We start from the raw sequence: 15,025 nt of genomic DNA, 5'->3' as shown, positions 1-15,025 counted from the left end.
CTACTCCGCGCGGTCCGAGAAGTGCTGCATCAGGGCGAAGGGCGAGGACAGTGCGGCGCCGGCCAGGGTGAGGACGTCGGTGTCCACTTCCTCCAGCACGATGGCGAGGGCGAGGTCCACGGCGTCCACCGGGCCGGTGGCCGTGCCCGTCACGGATGTGCCCTCCGCCGACGGCACGAACTGGCCGGGCTCCAGCGTGACCCGGACACCCTCGCGCTCCAGAACCTTCGCCTTGCCCAAGCCCTCCACCGAGTAGACGTACTCCCGCCCCTCGTACGCGATGCGCAGTGCCCGGTCCTCCTTGCGCATCGCCCGGGAGTTGAACCGGAGTTCCGCGTGGGCACCGTCCAGGGTGAGTTCGGCCTTGAACAGGGAAGGCCGTCCCGATCGGCGCTTCCCCTTGAAGACCGTCTCCGGGAAGGCGGGACCGCTCAGCCGAGCGGTGTCCATTCCCTTGTCGAGGGGTCGGTAGAGCGGGCAGCGCTCCACGACGACGGCCCCGAAGTGCCCCACCTCTCCTGTGAGTCCGGCCGTCGGAAGCTCCTTCTTGGGGGTGTTCTTGTACGGGCTCAGCTCGAACGTGACGGACTGGCTGCTCGTATCCATGGCGACAACGCTTTCATCTCTTACGGCTGCTAATCGAACGGGTTGAGGGCACTGCCGAGCTTCTTGGCGCCGTCGGCGATCTCGTTCCCGATGTCGCTCGCCTTGTCGCCGACCCATTCGGCCGCCTTGTCGGCGCCTTCGGTGATGTCGTCCCAGTGCTCCACGACCTTCAGTCCCCCGTAGACGAGGCCGGTACCCACGGCGAGACCGATCGTGACCGGGTTGGGTGCGACCATGGCGGCGGTCAGCGAGGCGTTGAAGCCGACCTCCGCATAGTTGGCCAGATAGCCGGCCTTGCTCTTCTCCCACTCCTTCGCGTGGTCCATGGTGGCGATGTTGGCCACGGAGAACGCCGTAGCGCCCGCGGAGCCGACGATGCCGGCACCGCGCCACAGCCCGGCGGTCTTCGCCGCCGCACTGAATCCACCGGCCTTTCCGACCGTCCACAGGCTGGCCTGCCCCGCGCGGGTGACCGCCTGCCCGGAGTGGGTCAGCCCGCCGTACATGCGGGCCACGTCGTCCGACCCTGCGAAGAAGTTGATGGCCTGGTTGGGTGTGAAGCCCAGCAATTTTGCGTTCATGAAGCCGCGCCGGCGCAGCACGTCCCATCCACCGCCCCAACGGTCGCCCAGAAACCCGGAGCTGAAGGGGACGTTGGCGACTCTCTGGTACGTCTGGCTCCTGGACGCCATGTTGCCGAGCTGCCCCGGAAGCCAGCTGCCGGGGGCGGACAAGGAACGGATGGGCGGATTGTAATTTCCGAGTTTGGTGCCCGCCCAGCGCAGGATGGGGTTGCTGCCGGCAGCGGTCCACCGTTCGGCGAGGGCCGCCTTCATCGGCCCCAGCTTCCCCGTCTTCACGGCGTTGCCCAGCAGCACCTTGGTTCCCGAGAAGCCGCTCGCCAGCGAGACCTGGGCCGCGGCCGCCACGTTGAACGCGTCGCTACCGAACTTGATCATCTCGGTGAGGGTCTCTTCGTGCGGCTCCAGACCCGGAATCTTGGCCAGCGCGTGCGCCTCGAGCCGTGCGACCCAGTCGCCGAGCTTCTCCCCCGGCCGGCGTGCCAGGTCGTCGGCATTCGGGTCGTTGCTCGCCGCCACCGAATTGGCCAGCAGCAGGGTCTCCGGTTTGATGCCCTCGCCCTGGTACTTCTCCAGGTCCTTCGCCGTGAACCCCGCCCACAGCAGCCCGGCCATCGGGTCACCGTTCTCCAGGCGCAGCAGGACGGCGCGTTTGCGCAGGTCCTTGGCCTCGTCGCGGGTCCAGGTACGCAGCGGCTTCAGGGCCGCCAGGTGACCGCTCACCCCCAGCCCGGCGGCACGGGTGAAGGCCTCGTCGAGGCGGTCCTCCACGCCACCGCGCCCGTCCAGGAGTTTCGCCAACTGCTCCAGGTCCTCGGGATTCGCCCCGCGAAACGACATGTTCGCCCCGTCCCTCCCTAGCCGGCTTGGCCTTCGCCGCTCGCGGCTCAGGATAGGCCGTCGGAGTCTGCGGCTGCCGTGGTGTTCGCATCAGGCAGCCGCACAGCGCACGACGAGTGGTCCGGCCCGGCGTACCTGCGGGCCGGCCCGGCCGACCCGGGAGGGCTGGTGGTTGGCGGGGCGTGGGTGGTGGGTGGTGGGCTACTGGGCGAAGTTGGGCTGGATCGGGTACTGGAGGCCGGAGGTGGTGATGCCGGTGGGGGTGCCGGGCAGGCGCAGGTAGTCGGTGAAGAGGTCGGCGTGGCCGTCGCGGTCGGAGTCGCGCAGGCGCAGGTCGCCGCCGAAGGAGGCGTTCTCCTCCAGGCCGCCCGGCACGCCCGAGCTGTTGCGGTCGAGGTACTGGGACTTGGTGCCGGTGAGCCCGGCGGAGCCGCCGCGCAGGATGTGGACGGCGCCGGCGTCGGCGTGCTCGCCGAGGTCCTCGCCGGGGGCGGCGACGGCGAGGTCCGGGTAGCCGTCGCGGTTGACGTCGCCGACGGAGATCCGGGCGCCGAAGCGGTCGCCGACCTCCATGCCGCCGGCGACGCCGGACGTGTTCTGGTTGAGGCGGGTGACGCTGCCGGGGCCGCTGGAGCCGCCGCGCCAGACGAGGACGCCGCCCTTGCCGTTGGCGTTGGGGTGTCCGAGGGCGATGTCGCCGTACCCGTCCTTGTTGAAGTCGGCGATCTGCGCGTCGACCTCCCAGCTGGTGTCCTCACCGGTGCCGAGCCGGTACGTCGCGCCGCGGGTGAGCGTGCTGCCGCCGCGGACGAACCAGGCGCCGGTGAGGGTGTGGTCGGAGCCGTCGACCCCGCCGATGACGACGAGGTCGGACGCCGCGTCCTTGGTGACGCGCCCGGCGGTGAGGTGCTGGGCGTGCATGCCGTCGTTGGTGAGCTTGGTGACCTTGCCGGTGAAGCCGGACTTGGTGAAGGAGCCGACGTACACGTGCGCGGTGTTGTTGTTGAGGGTGGCCAGGTCGGGTCTGCCGTCGCCGTTGAAGTCGCCGACGGCGAGGTCGAGGCCCATCTGGCCCCAGTTCTGAGACGCCTTGTTGGGTACGGAGGTGGCGCCGGACAGACCGGAGGCCGACCCCCAGACGATCATGACGGCGCCCTGTTCCCGGCCGGTGCCGACGTCCTCGCCGTAGACGGCGACGGCGAGGTCGGCGTAGCCGTCGCGGTTGAAGTCGGCGCCGGCCATCGCGTTGCCGAAGCCGTCGTCCCACTCGTTGGCGCCGGGGATGCCCGTGCTGTTCTGGGTGATGTTCTGCTTGCGCCCGTCGGGTCCGGTGGCGGTGCCGTAGATGATGCCGACCGTTCCGGAGCCGTCCTCGCCGACGTCGGTGACGCTGGTGGCGTACGCGTAGTCGCGGTAGCCGTCGCCGTTGAAGTCGTCCGCGTACGCGGCGGGGGCGGCCGCGGCCGGGGTGGCGACGGCCAGCGGGGCCAGGCCGCAACCGAGGACGGCCGCGGCGAGGGTGAGCGTCGTGGTCCTGCTGCGCAAGGTGGTTCCTCGGGTGGGAGCAACGGGGTGGGCGTGGGGGCGTGCGCGGGGGCGTGCGTGGGTGGTGACGGTGGCCCGGGGCCGACGGGTCAGTGCGGGAAAGGGCCGCCGGTCAGTGCGGGAAAGGGCCGCTGAGCGTCGTGTACGGCAGCTTGAGGGTGTTCACCGTGTAGGTCTTCGAGCCGGTGCCGGTGGTGCCGGACGTCGAGCCCTTCAGCAGGTGGACCAGGCCCCGCCGGGTGTTGTCCAGTTGCTCGTTGGTGTCGACGAGCAGGTCGGCGCGGCCGTCGCGGGTGTAGTCGGTGAGTATCACGGCCCAGCCGACGTAGTCGTCGTTCTCGATGGCCCCCGCGACACCGGAGGTGTCCTGGTCGTACGCCTTGGCGCCGGTGCCGGACAGGCCGCCCGCTCGTCCGAGCAGCACCGTGACCATGCCGGCGTCGCGCTTGCCCGCGAGGTCCTCGCCGGAGACGCCGACGGCGAGGTCGGCGTACCCGTCGCCGTTGACGTCGCCGGCCGCGACGGAGGCACCGAAGTGGTCGCCCGTCTCCCGGCCGCCGGGCACGCCCGCCGTGTCCTGCGTGAACGTCACCGGCTTGCGGGCCGTGTCCGGGCCGGAGGGACCGCCATAGTGGACGGCGACGTATCCGCGCTCGCTGTCCGGCTGCTCGTAGCCGCGGCCGACGGCGAGGTCGCCGTAGCCGTCCTTGTCGAAGTCGCCGATGGCCGTGACGGTACCGCCGCCGAGCTGATGCCCGGAGTCGTCCGGCACGTGCACCTGGCTCGGGTACCGGGCGAAGCCGCCGCCGCCACGGTGGAAGAAGGCGTGCATGTCGCGGTCGCCGCCGAGGTCCGTGCCGAGAATGTACAGGTCCGTGGCGGCGTCCGCGGTGACCCGGCCCGCGGCGAGCTGGGAGGCGCTGAGGTAGCCGTAGTCCTCGCCGAGGGGCTGCCAGCCGCCCTTGCCGCCGCTGCGGGTGAACGGGCCCTCCAGCAGGATCGCGCCGGCCCGGCTCTGGCTGATCGCCGTCAGGTCCTGGTCGCCGTCGCCGTCGAAGTCACCGGCCACGACGTCCAGTCCGAAGCTGTCGCCGGAGCCGGCGTACTCCGGTGCGACGGGCGAGTGGAAGACGGTGCCGGAGCCGAGCCCCTTGGCGCCGCCCCAGACGACGGTCAGCCCGCCCCGCATCTGGATGTCGCCGACGTCCTCACCCGGCGAGGCGACGACCAGGTCGGCGTAGCCGTCGCGGTCGAGGTCGGCGCTGGTCGCGGCGAACCCCCAGTCGTCGCCCTCCTCCACCGCGCCGGGTATGCCGGACGAGTCCTGGTGGATCGTCTGGACGCGGGTGCCGGGTCCGGTCGACGTGCCGTAGACGACGGTGACCCGGCCGTCCTTGCCGTGCGTACCGCCGAGCAGGACCAGGTCGCGGTAGCCGTCGCCGTTGAAGTCCTCGGCGAGCTTCGCGGGGGCGGCGGACGCCGCGGGAGCGGTGAGGAGCGGTGTGCAGACCGCTGCCGCGAGTGCCGCCGCGGCGGCGAGGACGGTACGTGAAGAGCGCATGGTTCTCCGTGGTCCGAGAAGCGTCCTGAGGATGGCGGACGCTTGAACTGCGACCTTGACGCGTACGAACCCTCAATGGTTGTACGCCGGCAACGGGTCCGTTTCCTCGTTGCCGCACCCGGCCCGGCAGGGTCTGCTGCAGACAGAGGAGTACGCGCGGGCCGTCCTGAGCGTCGGAGTCACGCTGAGCAGCGAACTGCAGCTGGAGGAGCGGCTCTCCGCCCGTATGGGACGGCAGACTCGGCTCGCGTCCGACGACAGGCCCGTCCTCCGGGTCGTACTGGACGAGGCGGTATTGCGACGTCCGGTCGGTGGGCCTGCGGTGATGCGCGCGCAGTTGAAGCGGCTGCTCGATGCTGCGTCGGAGCGGCACATCACGGTTCAGGGGCTGCCTTTCGACCAGGGCGAGCATGACGTGATGGGTGGCTCCCTGACGATTCTCACGCTCCCGGACGGCTCCGACGTGGCCTACACGGAAGGGGCCCATTACGGCCAACTCATCGAGGAAACGGACGAGGTCAGGACGTTTGCGCTGGCCTACCATCAACTGACGGCGGCAGCGCTGCCCCCGCTCATGTCGCTCGAGATGATCGGATCCGTGATGGAGGAGAACCACCGTGGAGCGAAGGTTCCGTCCCGATCTGAACGGCGTCGTGTGGCGCAGGAGCAGCTACAGCAATCAGGAAGGCGGGGACTGCGTGGTAGTGGCGGACGGATTCCCCGGCGTCGTCCCCGTCCGTGACAGCAAGGCCCCGCACGGCCCCGCACTCTGCTTCGACAGCGCCTCCTGGACCGCGTTCATCGGCGAGTTGAAGGCCGGCCGCCACCGGATCTGAGACACCGGAGTCCGGACGGAGGACAAGGAGACAAGGGGACGGCACGGATCATGGTCTACGGCGTGCGGGAGCCGGCGCGGCTCGGACGGACCCGGCTCCCGGACGGCCGGCTGCTGGGCTGGGCGGAATGGGGACCGGCCGGCGGCAGCCCGGTGCTGGTGTGCCCCGGCGCGGGCACCAGCAGGTGGCTCGGTTTCGGCGGTGACGTCGTCGACTCGGCCGGAATCAGGCTCATCAGCGTGGACCGCCCCGGCCTCGGCGCCTCCGACCCGTGCCCCGGCCGGACCCTGACGAGTTGGGCCACCGACATCCGGCAGCTCATCGAGGAGCGGGCCTTGGGAACGCCGTCGGTGGTGGGGTTCTCGCAGGGCGCGCCGTTCGCACTCGCCCTGGCTGCCAACGGTCTGGTGAACGCGGTGGCCGTGGTGTCCGGCAGCGACGAACTCGCCCATCCGCGCTTCGCCCACTCGCTGAGCCCGCAGGTGAGGGACCTGGTGGACGCCGTCGCGGCCGACCCGGGCACCGCCGAGGAGTCGTTCGCCGAGTTCGGCAGCGCCGACGCGCTGTGGGAGCTGATCATCATGACCAGCCCCGAGGCGGACCGGGCGGTCTACACCGACCCGGACTTCCAGCCCGCCTTCCGGCGTGCGTTGGACGAGGCGTTCAGCCAGGGCCCGGCAGGCTATGCCCGCGACACCGTCCTGGCGATGGGCCGCTGGCCGTTCGACCCCGCGGACATCACCGTTCCGGTCGACCTCTGGTACGGGCAGCAGGACACCAGCCCGGTCCACTCTCCCGACCTGGGCGAATCGCTCACCCTGATCATCCCGAAGGCCACTCGGCACCTGCTTGCCGACGCCGCGGGTGCCCTGCTCTGGACACACGCCGAAGCCATCCTGCGCACGCTCACGACACGATCCGACCCGTGAAGGAGGCACCACCGTGACGCGAAGGACCGATACGGAAGTGAACGACGTCGCGTGGCGCAGGAGCAGCTACAGCAACCAGGAAGGCGGTAACTGCGTGGAAGTGGCCGCCGGATTCCCCGACGTCGTCCCCGTCCGCGACAGCAAGGCCCCGCACGGCCCCGCGCTCTACTTCGACGGCGCCTCCTGGACCGCGTTCATTGGCGAGTTGAAGGCGGGCCACCACCGGATCTGAGGCAGCCGGGTACCGGTCATGTCCCGTCCTCCCGGTCCGCCGGTTCCTTGCTCACGAGGGTCCGGTGGGCCGCCGAACTCCGAAAGAACCAGGGGAAAGAGCTACCCACCCGCCCACCCTCCCCGCCGCAAAGGCCCACGTCACCCGTGCGAGTGACGGGCTTGCAGGTGGAGGAGACGGACGGTTACGTTCGCCGCGACAACCGCAAACAGATACGGCCCCCGGCCGGGACGGCAATCCCGAACGAGGGCCTGACCGATCAGGAAGCGAACCCCTTCCCGATGGCTGACCCGCAGTCTAACGCGCGCCTGCGCGCCGACGCCGGAGCTCCGACCTCCGGCGTGATCCACGTACGCACCCGGCTCACCGCCGGCTTCACGGTGATCTCCAACGCCCTCGCGCAGCGCCGCGGCAGCGCCGTCACCGTCGGTGTGGCCGTCTACGTCCTCTCCCTGCCCGACGGCACTCCCGTGAGCATCGCCGCCCTGTGCGAGCACTTCACCGAGGGCGAGATCCTGATCTCACGGGCGCTGAGGGAACTGGAAGCGGCCGGTTACCTGGAGCGCCGCCGGGTCCGACTGCCGACCGGGCAGATCCGCACACGGACGTACTTCCACGACGTACCGGACCGCGCCCCGCACACGGCCCCGGCCCCCGGCCAGGACCCGCACCCGACGGCCGCCCCGGATCCGGAGACCACCACCGACGCGGCCCAGGTCGAGGCCCCGGCGCCGAGCGAGGGCCCGGACATGAGCGAGGCCCCGGCCCCGAGCGAGGCCCCGGACATGAGAAGTCCTGTGGCGGATACGCCGGTCCCGCTCGCCGATGCCGAACCCGAGGCAGTCGCCGTACTCGCCGCGCTGCGCCGCGTCGATCCCCGCCTGGTCCTCTCCGTCGAGGAGGCCGCGCGGCTGGCACCGGCCGTCTCGCAGTGGCTGGCGGCCGGTGTGGACGCGGTGGAGATCACCAAGCTGCTGACCGCAAGCCTTCCCGACCGGTTGCGTGCCCGTCCGGCCGGCATCCTCGCCTTCCGCCTGCGCGAGACACCCCTGCCCGCCCCACCGATGCCGCTGCCGACGGCCCGTGCGGAACGCCCGGCGGCCGTCCTGCCGTTCCAGACCTGCGACGGCTGCGACCGCGCGTTCCGCGCACCGGGGCCGGGACAGTGCCGGGACTGCCGATCGGGCAACGGGCTCCGTGCGGCGGGATGAGCCGGTGCCCGGTGACGGCCGGGTGTGCGGCCGGGGAAGCGGCATCCAGCGATTGATATCATCAGGAGCATCGATGATATACGGGGAGGTGCAAACGGTGAGTCGGACCGTGATCGATCTGGACGACGAGCTGGTGGCGGACGTGGCCAAGGCGCTCGGCACCAGCACCAAGAAGGAGACCGTGAACAGCGCGCTGCGTGAGGTCCTGGAGTACCGGCGCCGCGCGCTGGCCCTCACCCGCCTGCGGGCGGCGGCGGAGGACGGTGCCTTCGACCTGGATCTCTTCGAGGACAAGGGGAACTACCGCCGGTGAACGCGGCACTCTTCCTGATCGACACGAGTGCCCTCGCCCGTCTGCTGCGCGGCGACGCCGAGCAGTTCGGCTGGGACCGGGCGGTGGCCGCCGGACTCATCGCCACCTGCCCCGTCACCGAGCTGGAGTTCTTCTACAGCGCGCGGTCCGCCGCCGACCGCGCGCAAGGTATCGAGGACCTGCGCTCGCTGTTCGGCTGGGTTCCGGTCGACGACCGCGCCTACGAGCGTGCCTGGCAGGTTCAGGAGATGCTCACGCAACGCGGTCAGCACCGCAGTGCAGGGGCCGTCGACCTCGTCGTGGCCGCCACGGCCGAACTGCAAGGGCTGACGCTGCTGCACCGCGACCGTGACTTCGAATGCATCGCCGCCGTCACGGGCCAGGCGCTTCAGTGGTACGGCCCCGAAGTCGGCAAGTGAGCACCCTCCGTGCGGCACCGCACCGTGGTTGACTGGCCGGCATGTCCTCGACGCTCGGTGTGCCGCAGCCCGATCAGGCCTCGTACATGCTGCGGGCCGCCGCCACCGACGCGGGCCGCGCGTACAAGCGGCGGCTTCTGGAGTTGCTGGACGTTCGGGCAGGTCAGACGGTCCTGGATGTCGGGTGCGGGCCGGGCACGGATCTGGCGGCGCTGGCGGAACGCGTGGGTGACCGGGGCAGTGTGATCGGTGTGGACCGGGATGCGGCCATGCTGGCGCAGGCGCGGGCGCGCACGGAAGGGCTGCCGCGGGTGGAACTCCGCGAGGGCGACGCGCATGCGCTGCCCGTGGAGTCGGACAGCGTGGACCGCGCCAAGATCGACCGCGTCCTCATGCACGTGGCCGAGCCCGCCGACGTACTCGCGGAACTGCGTCGCGCCACCCGGCCCGGTGCTCGGATCGGCCTCGCGGAGCCCGACTGGGACACCCTCGTCGTCGACTCCGACGATCTCGAAACGAGCCGCGCCTTCACCCGCTACACCACCGCCGAAGTGGTCCGTCACGCCACCATCGGCCGGAGCCTTGCCCGCCTCGCCGAACGAGCCGGTTTCCGTGTCGAGGCCGTGGACGCCGTGACCCCGGTCTTCCTCGACTTCCGGGAGGCGGACCACACCCTGGGCCTCGGCCGCAATCTGCGGAAGGCCATCGACGGCGGCCACATCGACCAGGCCCGCGGCCGTGACTGGTTCGCCGGACTGCAACAGACGCCGTTCTACGCGTCGTTCACACTCGTCAGCGTGGTCTGCGCGCGCTGACACGTCGCGCCGTGACGGCATCGCGGCGCGTGGTCGGCGGAGGGTTCACCTCCGCCGGACACCCGCGCCGCCGGACACCCGCGCCGCCGAACACCCGCTCCGCCGGACCTCCGCCCCGCAGCCGGACCGGGCCGCGCGCACAGGGCGGGGACCGCCTGCTCAGGGGTGCATGTGGGCGCCCTTGAGGACCTTGTCCACCGCGTTCTTCGGGCCGTAGACGGACAGGCCGACCAGGTCGAGGTCGGCCGTGCCGACGGCGCGCACCGCCGCGCGGTTGGCCTCGTCGTGGCCCGTGGCGAAGAGGTCGGAGGTGAAGACGGCGCGCGGGAGGGCGCGGGACAGGGCGCGGGTGTGGGCCGCCCGCAGGGTTTCCTTCGTGCCCTGGAAGACCAGGACCGGCTGGCGGAACATCGGCAGGTACGGGACCTGGTCCGCGTCCTCGTAGGGTTCGCCGATCACCTCGGGGAGCTGCGTGCCCAGGCCGCTGACCAGGAACGCGGTGACGTTGAGGCGCTGCCAGGTCTCCAGGTCCTCGCGCAGCAGTACGGCGATCTTCGTGTCGAAGCGAGTGCTCATGGCCCCGAGCCTGCCGATCCGGGCAGGTCGGCGTCTTGTACGTTGTTTGCATGGCGTCGCAGGGGAAGGTGTCCGCCTGGCGGCCCCGCGTTCCGGGTGTCGTCGAGGTCTTCCACGCCCATTTCACCGAGTACGCCTATCCGATGCACGTCCACGACGCCTGGACGCTGCTCATCGTGGACGACGGCGCCGTACGGTACGACCTCGACCGGCACGAGCACGGCACCCCGCACGACACCGTGTCGCTGCTGCCGCCGCACGTCCCGCACAACGGCTCGCCCGCGACACCGGACGGTTTCCGCAAGCGGGTGCTCTACCTCGACGGCAGCCGGCTCGGCGACGATCTCATCGGGGCCGCCGTGGACCGGCCCGACCTGCGGGATCCGCTGCTGCGGCGGCGCGTGGCGCAGGTGCACTCCGCGCTGGCGCGGCCCGGTGACGAACTGGAGGCCGAGAGCAGGCTGACGCTCGTCGGTGAGCGGCTGCGCGAGCATCTGCGGTCGCGGGACGTCACGGCCGTACCGCGGCGGGATCCCGTGCTGGCGCGGCGGCTGCGGGAACTGCTGGACGCGCGGGTGGTCGAGGGCCTCACCCTGGAGGAGGCCGGCACGCTGCTGTCCGCCCATCCCGCCCATCTGGTACGGGCGTTCAGCACCGCGTACGGCATCGCACCGCACCAGTACCTGATGTCCCGCCGGGTCGGCCGGGCCCGCCGGCTGCTCCTGGAGGGCCGGTCGCCGAGCGGCGTCGCGGTCGCCACCGGGTTCTACGACCAGGCCCATCTCACCCGGCATTTCCGGAAGTTGGTGGGCATCACGCCCGGGCGGTACCGCAGCAGCGGCCACCACCCCCACGGGACCTATTGATATTCGATCGAAAGCGATCGATACTCGATATATGTCTCGGGTTCTCGTCACCGTGCTCCGCGCCGGCATCGTCGCAGCGTTCGTCCTCGGCCTCTTCGCCCAGATCGTGGTCGTCCCGGCGACGGCGGCCGGCGAGGTCGACGCCTTCCCGCCCTACGCCCCGCTCCAGGTGCCGTACGGGACGGCGGCGATCGCCGGTGTCGGCTGCGTGCAGGTGGCGCTGGTCGCCGTGTGGCGGCTGCTCACCCTGGCCGAGCGGGACGCGATCTTCACGCCGCGGGCCTTGTGGTGGGTCGACACCGTGATCGGGGCCCTGGTGGTGGAGACGGTGCTGGCGCTGGTCGTCGGCGGACACCTGGCCGTCGGCGGCCACCTGGCCGTCACGGAGATCCCCTCCCCCGACGACGGCATGGACGTCGTCGGCGCGCTCGGCGCCGCCCTGGTGACCGTCGGCGTGGGCGCGTCGTTCGCGCTGCTGGTCGTCATCCTGCGGCAGCTGCCGCAGAAGGCGGCGCGGCTGCAGGCGGAGAGGGCCGGGGCGGTGTGAGCCGGCCGGCGCGTCAGTCGCGCGCCGGGTCCTCCGCCTGCTCCGACGGGCGGGCCAGCAGGTGCGCGAACGCGTCCAGGTTGCGGGTCGGTTCGCCGCGCGAGACCCGCCACGCGTACTCCTTGCGGATCGCGGAGGCGAAACCGAGTTCCAGGAGGGTGTTGAAGCTGCCGTCGGCGGCCTCCAGGACCTGCCCGAGGAGCCGGTCGACCTCCTCGGCGGTGACGGCCGACAGCGGCAGCCGGCCGGTGACGTAGATGTCGCCGAGCGGGTCGACGGCGTAACTCACCCCGAACAGCTTCAGGTTGCGCTCCAGCAGCCAGCGGTGGACGGCCGCCTCGTTCTCGTCGGGGTGGCGGATGACGAAGGCGTTGAGGCTGAGCGTGTGCCGGCCGGCGATCAGCGACACCGTCGTGGACAGCTTGCGGGTGCCGGGGAGCTTCACGACGTAACTGCCGGGCGCGGTGCTCTCCCACTCCAGCTCGGCGTCCTTCAGCACGTCCTCGATGACGCGTGCCGCCCGCTGCCCCGGGTCCGCTGCGTCCGCTGCCTTGTCAGCCATGGTGCGAGCGTACGTGACGGCGGTGCGCGTGGGTCGCGGCCGTGTACACGTCGGCGGTGGCCGCGGCCGCGGTGCCCCAGCCGAAGGACTGGGCGTGCCGGGCGGCCGCCTCGCCCATGCGGTCGGCCAGGTGCGGATGGTCGGCGAAGTCACGCAGCACCCGCGCGTACGCCGCCGGGTCGTGGCCCTGCACGAGGAAACCGGTGTGCCCGTCCCGCACGGCCACCGGCAGGCCGCCGACCGCCGCCGCGAGCACCGGAGTGCCGGCCGCCTGGGCCTCTATGGCGACCAGGCCGAACGACTCGCTGTAGGACGGCATCACGAGCACCGACGCAGCACGGAACCAGTCCGCGAGCTGCTCCTGCCCGACGGGCGGCCGGAACCGTACGACGTCCGCGATGCCGAGCCGCGCGGCGAGCTTCTGCAGCCCTTCCGGCTTGGCGAGGCCGCTGCCGCTGGGACCGCCGACCACCGGCACGCAGATGCGGGAACGCAGCTCCGGACGCTCGTCGAGCAGCACGGCCACCGCGCGCAGCAGGATGTCGGGGGCCTTCAGGGGCTGGATGCGGCCCGCGAAGAGCGGGATCAGGGCGTCCCGGGGCAGGCCGAGGCGGGCCCGCGCGGCGGCCCGGCCGTCGGCCGGACGGAAGCGGGACAGGTTCACACCGGGGTGCACGACGGCGACCTTGCCGGGGTCGGCGTCGTAGTGCCGGACGAGTTCGTCCGCCTCCTCGGCGGTGTTGGCGATCAGCCGGTCGGCGGCGGCGACGATCTGCGTCTCGCCGATGACGCGCGCGGCGGGCTCGGGGGTGTCGCCGTCGGCGAGGTTGGCGTTCTTGACCTTGGCCATGGTGTGCATGGCGTGCACCAGCGGCACGCCCCAGCGCTGGGCGGCGAGCCAGCCGACGTGGCCGGAGAGCCAGTAGTGGGAGTGGACCAGGTCGTAGTGGCCCGGGCGGTGGCCGGCCCAGGCCTGCATCACCCCGTGCGTGAAGGCGCACAGCTGGGCCGGCAGGTCCTCCTTGGCGAGGCCCTCGTAGGGGCCCGCGTCGACGTGCCGGACGAGGACGCCCGGAGCGAGGTCGACCGTGGGCGGGAGGGAGGCGGAGGTCGCGCGCGTGAAGATCTCGACCTCGATGTTGATCGCGGCGAGGCGCTGCGCCAGCTCCACGATGTAGACGTTCATGCCGCCCGCGTCGCCGGTGCCCGGCTGGTGGAGCGGGGAGGTGTGCACGGAGAGCATCGCCACCCGGCGGGGCCTGCGGTGCATCCGCAGGCGCGGCGGCACGGCGGGAGACCGCCGCCCGAGCCTCGCGATGTACTGGCTCACGTGGCGTTCCTCCTCGCTGCGGACATGACGGTCGGAGGGTGTGCGGGGCGCCCTCGGGGACCTCAACACCGGACGGAGGCGTTCCCATTTCCGGACCGCGTCTCCGGTTCGGGTTTTTGCAGAATCATTACCGAGGGTCGCTCAACCGTTCGAGAGCGGGGTGCGTGGTGCGCACGGTGCTCTCGACGCCACCCCGCGCGGGTACCCCCTTACCCTCGTCCGTATGACCGTCCGCGCCGCCTCCACCGCCCGCCCCGGGCAGCCCGGGCCCTCCGGACACCCCGGGCACCCCGGGCACCCTCGGCACTCCCGGACGCGCTCCGGCGGAGGGGCCGCCGTCGTGGGCACGGTGACGCGCGGCACCACCAACCCCAACCGGCTGCGCCGCATGGACCGCTGGATCGCGGCCACGCACGGCGCGGAACTCCGCCGTGCTGCGGACCCCCTCGCCGTCGACCTGGGGTACGGCGCGGCGCCCTGGACGGCGGTCGAACTGCTGCACCGGCTGCGCAGCACCGCGCCGCGCACCCGCGTCACGGGCGTCGAGATCGAACCGGCCCGGGTCGCCGCGGCCCGGCCGTACGAACGCGAGGGGCTGGCCTTCCGGCACGGCGGCTTCGAGATCCCGCTGCCCGGCCGGCCACTGCTCATCCGCGCGGCGAACGTGCTGCGCCAGTACGACGAGACGGAGGTCGCCGCCGTCTGGCGGCGACTGTGCGCGCGCCTCGCCCCGGCCGACCCGGAGACCGGCTCGCGCGGCGGACTGCTCGTCGAGGGCACCTGCGACGAGATCGGACGCCGGCACGTGTGGGTGGCGCTCGGGCCGGAAGGGCCGCGCACGGTCAGCTTCGCGACCCGGCTGGGCTCGCTGGAGCGGCCCTCCGACCTCGCCGAACGCCTGCCGAAGGCGCTGATCCACCGCAATGTGCCCGGTGAGCCGGTGCATGCCTTCCTGCGCGACTTCGACCGCGCCTGGGCCGCCGCCGCACCGTACGCCTCGTACGGCGCCCGGCAGCGCTGGATCCGGACGGTGCGCGACCTCACGGCCGACTGGCCGGTGACGGACGGGCCGAACCGGTGGCGGCAGGGCGAAGTCACGGTGCGCTGGGAGGCGTTGGCGCCGCGGGGGTGACACCGGCGTGAGTCCAGGGCCGGTGCGACTCCGGTTTCTCGGCGGCTCTTCGGCGGTTCTTCAACGGTTCTTCGGCCGAGGCGGCCGGGGCGGCCGGGGCTTCGGGCACGGCGCGGTGCGTCGG

Annotated in this window: 18 protein-coding genes; 11 read left to right on the top strand and 7 right to left on the bottom strand. The window is 71.9% G+C overall.

Translation table 11 applies throughout. The features are described from left to right. The 4 genes from FGW31_RS18755 to FGW31_RS18740 form a co-directional block, all read right to left on the bottom strand. On the bottom strand, nucleotides 1-606 hold the full coding sequence (locus tag FGW31_RS18755; RefSeq protein ID WP_142194591.1) for a hypothetical protein: 606 nt from the start codon (nucleotides 604-606) through the stop codon (nucleotides 1-3). Nucleotides 607-635: 29 nt separating this feature from the next. Beyond that, nucleotides 636-2,027: a PE-PGRS family protein gene (locus FGW31_RS18750; protein WP_142194590.1), complete on the bottom strand. Its 1,392-nt coding sequence runs from the start codon at nucleotides 2,025-2,027 to the stop codon at nucleotides 636-638. A 201-nt stretch (nucleotides 2,028-2,228) separates the two neighbouring features. Next, complete coding sequence (locus FGW31_RS18745) at nucleotides 2,229-3,572, bottom strand: FG-GAP-like repeat-containing protein (RefSeq protein ID WP_142194589.1); 1,344 nt, start codon at nucleotides 3,570-3,572, stop codon at nucleotides 2,229-2,231. A gap of 112 nt (nucleotides 3,573-3,684) precedes the next feature. Continuing rightward, entirely contained in the window at nucleotides 3,685-5,133 is a 1,449-nt protein-coding gene (locus tag FGW31_RS18740) for an FG-GAP and VCBS repeat-containing protein (protein ID WP_142194588.1), read from the bottom strand. A gap of 79 nt (nucleotides 5,134-5,212) precedes the next feature. Here FGW31_RS18740 and FGW31_RS18735 point away from each other — a divergent pair, with 79 nt between their 5' ends. The 8 genes from FGW31_RS18735 to FGW31_RS18700 all read left to right on the top strand — a co-directional run bounded on the left by FGW31_RS18735 (nucleotide 5,213) and on the right by FGW31_RS18700 (nucleotide 9,888). Continuing rightward, the gene (locus tag FGW31_RS18735; RefSeq protein WP_233452518.1) at nucleotides 5,213-5,875 is read left to right on the top strand and encodes a DUF5753 domain-containing protein; all 663 of its coding nucleotides are present in this window, start codon (nucleotides 5,213-5,215) and stop codon (nucleotides 5,873-5,875) included. Next, entirely contained in the window at nucleotides 5,787-5,969 is a 183-nt protein-coding gene (locus FGW31_RS35700) for a DUF397 domain-containing protein (protein WP_233288605.1), read from the top strand. The genes FGW31_RS18735 and FGW31_RS35700 overlap by 89 nt, the downstream gene beginning before the upstream one ends. A 50-nt stretch (nucleotides 5,970-6,019) precedes the next feature. Beyond that, complete coding sequence (locus FGW31_RS18725) at nucleotides 6,020-6,898, top strand: alpha/beta hydrolase (protein ID WP_142194586.1); 879 nt, start codon at nucleotides 6,020-6,022, stop codon at nucleotides 6,896-6,898. Nucleotides 6,899-6,935: 37 nt separating this feature from the next. Then, a complete protein-coding gene (locus FGW31_RS18720) occupies nucleotides 6,936-7,130 on the top strand; it encodes a DUF397 domain-containing protein (RefSeq protein ID WP_233452517.1) in 195 nt (64 codons plus the stop codon). Between the two features lie 281 nt (nucleotides 7,131-7,411). Beyond that, complete coding sequence (locus tag FGW31_RS18715; protein ID WP_142194584.1) at nucleotides 7,412-8,341, top strand: hypothetical protein; 930 nt, start codon at nucleotides 7,412-7,414, stop codon at nucleotides 8,339-8,341. A 97-nt stretch (nucleotides 8,342-8,438) separates the two neighbouring features. After that, a complete protein-coding gene (locus FGW31_RS18710; RefSeq protein WP_142194583.1) occupies nucleotides 8,439-8,654 on the top strand; it encodes a type II toxin-antitoxin system VapB family antitoxin in 216 nt (71 codons plus the stop codon). Beyond that, the gene (locus tag FGW31_RS18705; RefSeq protein WP_142194582.1) at nucleotides 8,651-9,073 is read left to right on the top strand and encodes a PIN domain nuclease; all 423 of its coding nucleotides are present in this window, start codon (nucleotides 8,651-8,653) and stop codon (nucleotides 9,071-9,073) included. The genes FGW31_RS18710 and FGW31_RS18705 overlap by 4 nt, the downstream gene beginning before the upstream one ends. A 41-nt stretch (nucleotides 9,074-9,114) precedes the next feature. Continuing rightward, nucleotides 9,115-9,888, top strand: coding sequence for a methyltransferase domain-containing protein (locus FGW31_RS18700; RefSeq protein ID WP_142194581.1), 774 nt, complete (start codon nucleotides 9,115-9,117; stop codon nucleotides 9,886-9,888). Between the two features lie 159 nt (nucleotides 9,889-10,047). Here FGW31_RS18700 and FGW31_RS18695 read toward each other — a convergent pair whose 3' ends face one another. Then, nucleotides 10,048-10,464: a DUF2000 domain-containing protein gene (locus FGW31_RS18695; protein ID WP_142194580.1), complete on the bottom strand. Its 417-nt coding sequence runs from the start codon at nucleotides 10,462-10,464 to the stop codon at nucleotides 10,048-10,050. A gap of 50 nt (nucleotides 10,465-10,514) precedes the next feature. On the opposite strand from FGW31_RS18695, the gene FGW31_RS18690 reads away from it, so the two are divergent. Continuing rightward, the gene (locus FGW31_RS18690; RefSeq protein WP_142194579.1) at nucleotides 10,515-11,330 is read left to right on the top strand and encodes an AraC family transcriptional regulator; all 816 of its coding nucleotides are present in this window, start codon (nucleotides 10,515-10,517) and stop codon (nucleotides 11,328-11,330) included. 31 nt (nucleotides 11,331-11,361) lie between these two features. Then, complete coding sequence (locus FGW31_RS18685; RefSeq protein ID WP_142194578.1) at nucleotides 11,362-11,877, top strand: DUF2975 domain-containing protein; 516 nt, start codon at nucleotides 11,362-11,364, stop codon at nucleotides 11,875-11,877. A 13-nt stretch (nucleotides 11,878-11,890) separates the two neighbouring features. Here the strand turns inward: FGW31_RS18685 and FGW31_RS18680 are convergent, their stop codons facing one another. Further along, complete coding sequence (locus FGW31_RS18680; protein ID WP_142194577.1) at nucleotides 11,891-12,439, bottom strand: type III secretion system chaperone family protein; 549 nt, start codon at nucleotides 12,437-12,439, stop codon at nucleotides 11,891-11,893. Continuing rightward, nucleotides 12,432-13,769 carry a D-inositol-3-phosphate glycosyltransferase gene (gene mshA, locus FGW31_RS18675; protein ID WP_142194576.1) on the bottom strand — a complete coding sequence of 446 codons (1,338 nt, stop codon included), beginning with the start codon at nucleotides 13,767-13,769 and terminating at the stop codon, nucleotides 12,432-12,434. The genes FGW31_RS18680 and mshA overlap by 8 nt, the downstream gene beginning before the upstream one ends. A gap of 340 nt (nucleotides 13,770-14,109) precedes the next feature. On the opposite strand from mshA, the gene FGW31_RS18670 reads away from it, so the two are divergent. Further along, nucleotides 14,110-14,901: a class I SAM-dependent methyltransferase gene (locus FGW31_RS18670; protein ID WP_142194575.1), complete on the top strand. Its 792-nt coding sequence runs from the start codon at nucleotides 14,110-14,112 to the stop codon at nucleotides 14,899-14,901. Nucleotides 14,902-15,025: the final 124 nt, after the last annotated feature.

The sequence above is a fragment of the Streptomyces calvus genome (assembly GCF_006782915.1).
Classification (GTDB): domain Bacteria; phylum Actinomycetota; class Actinomycetes; order Streptomycetales; family Streptomycetaceae; genus Streptomyces; species Streptomyces calvus.
The sequence above is the reverse complement of the archived record's forward strand: the minus strand, read 5'-3'. Positions and strand labels throughout refer to the sequence as shown.

Bases quoted from the DNA above. Each gene is read 5' to 3' on its own strand.
- FGW31_RS18755 (WP_142194591.1), bottom strand. From the start codon at position 606: ATGGATACGAGCAGCCAGTCCGTCACGTTCGAGCTGAGCCCGTACAAG.
- FGW31_RS18750 (WP_142194590.1), bottom strand. From the start codon at position 2,027: ATGTCGTTTCGCGGGGCGAATCCCGAGGACCTGGAGCAGTTGGCGAAA.
- FGW31_RS18740 (WP_142194588.1), bottom strand. From the start codon at position 5,133: ATGCGCTCTTCACGTACCGTCCTCGCCGCCGCGGCGGCACTCGCGGCA.
- FGW31_RS18725 (WP_142194586.1), top strand. From the start codon at position 6,020: ATGGTCTACGGCGTGCGGGAGCCGGCGCGGCTCGGACGGACCCGGCTC.
- FGW31_RS18715 (WP_142194584.1), top strand. From the start codon at position 7,412: ATGGCTGACCCGCAGTCTAACGCGCGCCTGCGCGCCGACGCCGGAGCT.
- FGW31_RS18700 (WP_142194581.1), top strand. From the start codon at position 9,115: ATGTCCTCGACGCTCGGTGTGCCGCAGCCCGATCAGGCCTCGTACATG.
- FGW31_RS18695 (WP_142194580.1), bottom strand. From the start codon at position 10,464: ATGAGCACTCGCTTCGACACGAAGATCGCCGTACTGCTGCGCGAGGAC.
- FGW31_RS18690 (WP_142194579.1), top strand. From the start codon at position 10,515: ATGGCGTCGCAGGGGAAGGTGTCCGCCTGGCGGCCCCGCGTTCCGGGT.
- FGW31_RS18685 (WP_142194578.1), top strand. From the start codon at position 11,362: ATGTCTCGGGTTCTCGTCACCGTGCTCCGCGCCGGCATCGTCGCAGCG.
- FGW31_RS18680 (WP_142194577.1), bottom strand. From the start codon at position 12,439: ATGGCTGACAAGGCAGCGGACGCAGCGGACCCGGGGCAGCGGGCGGCA.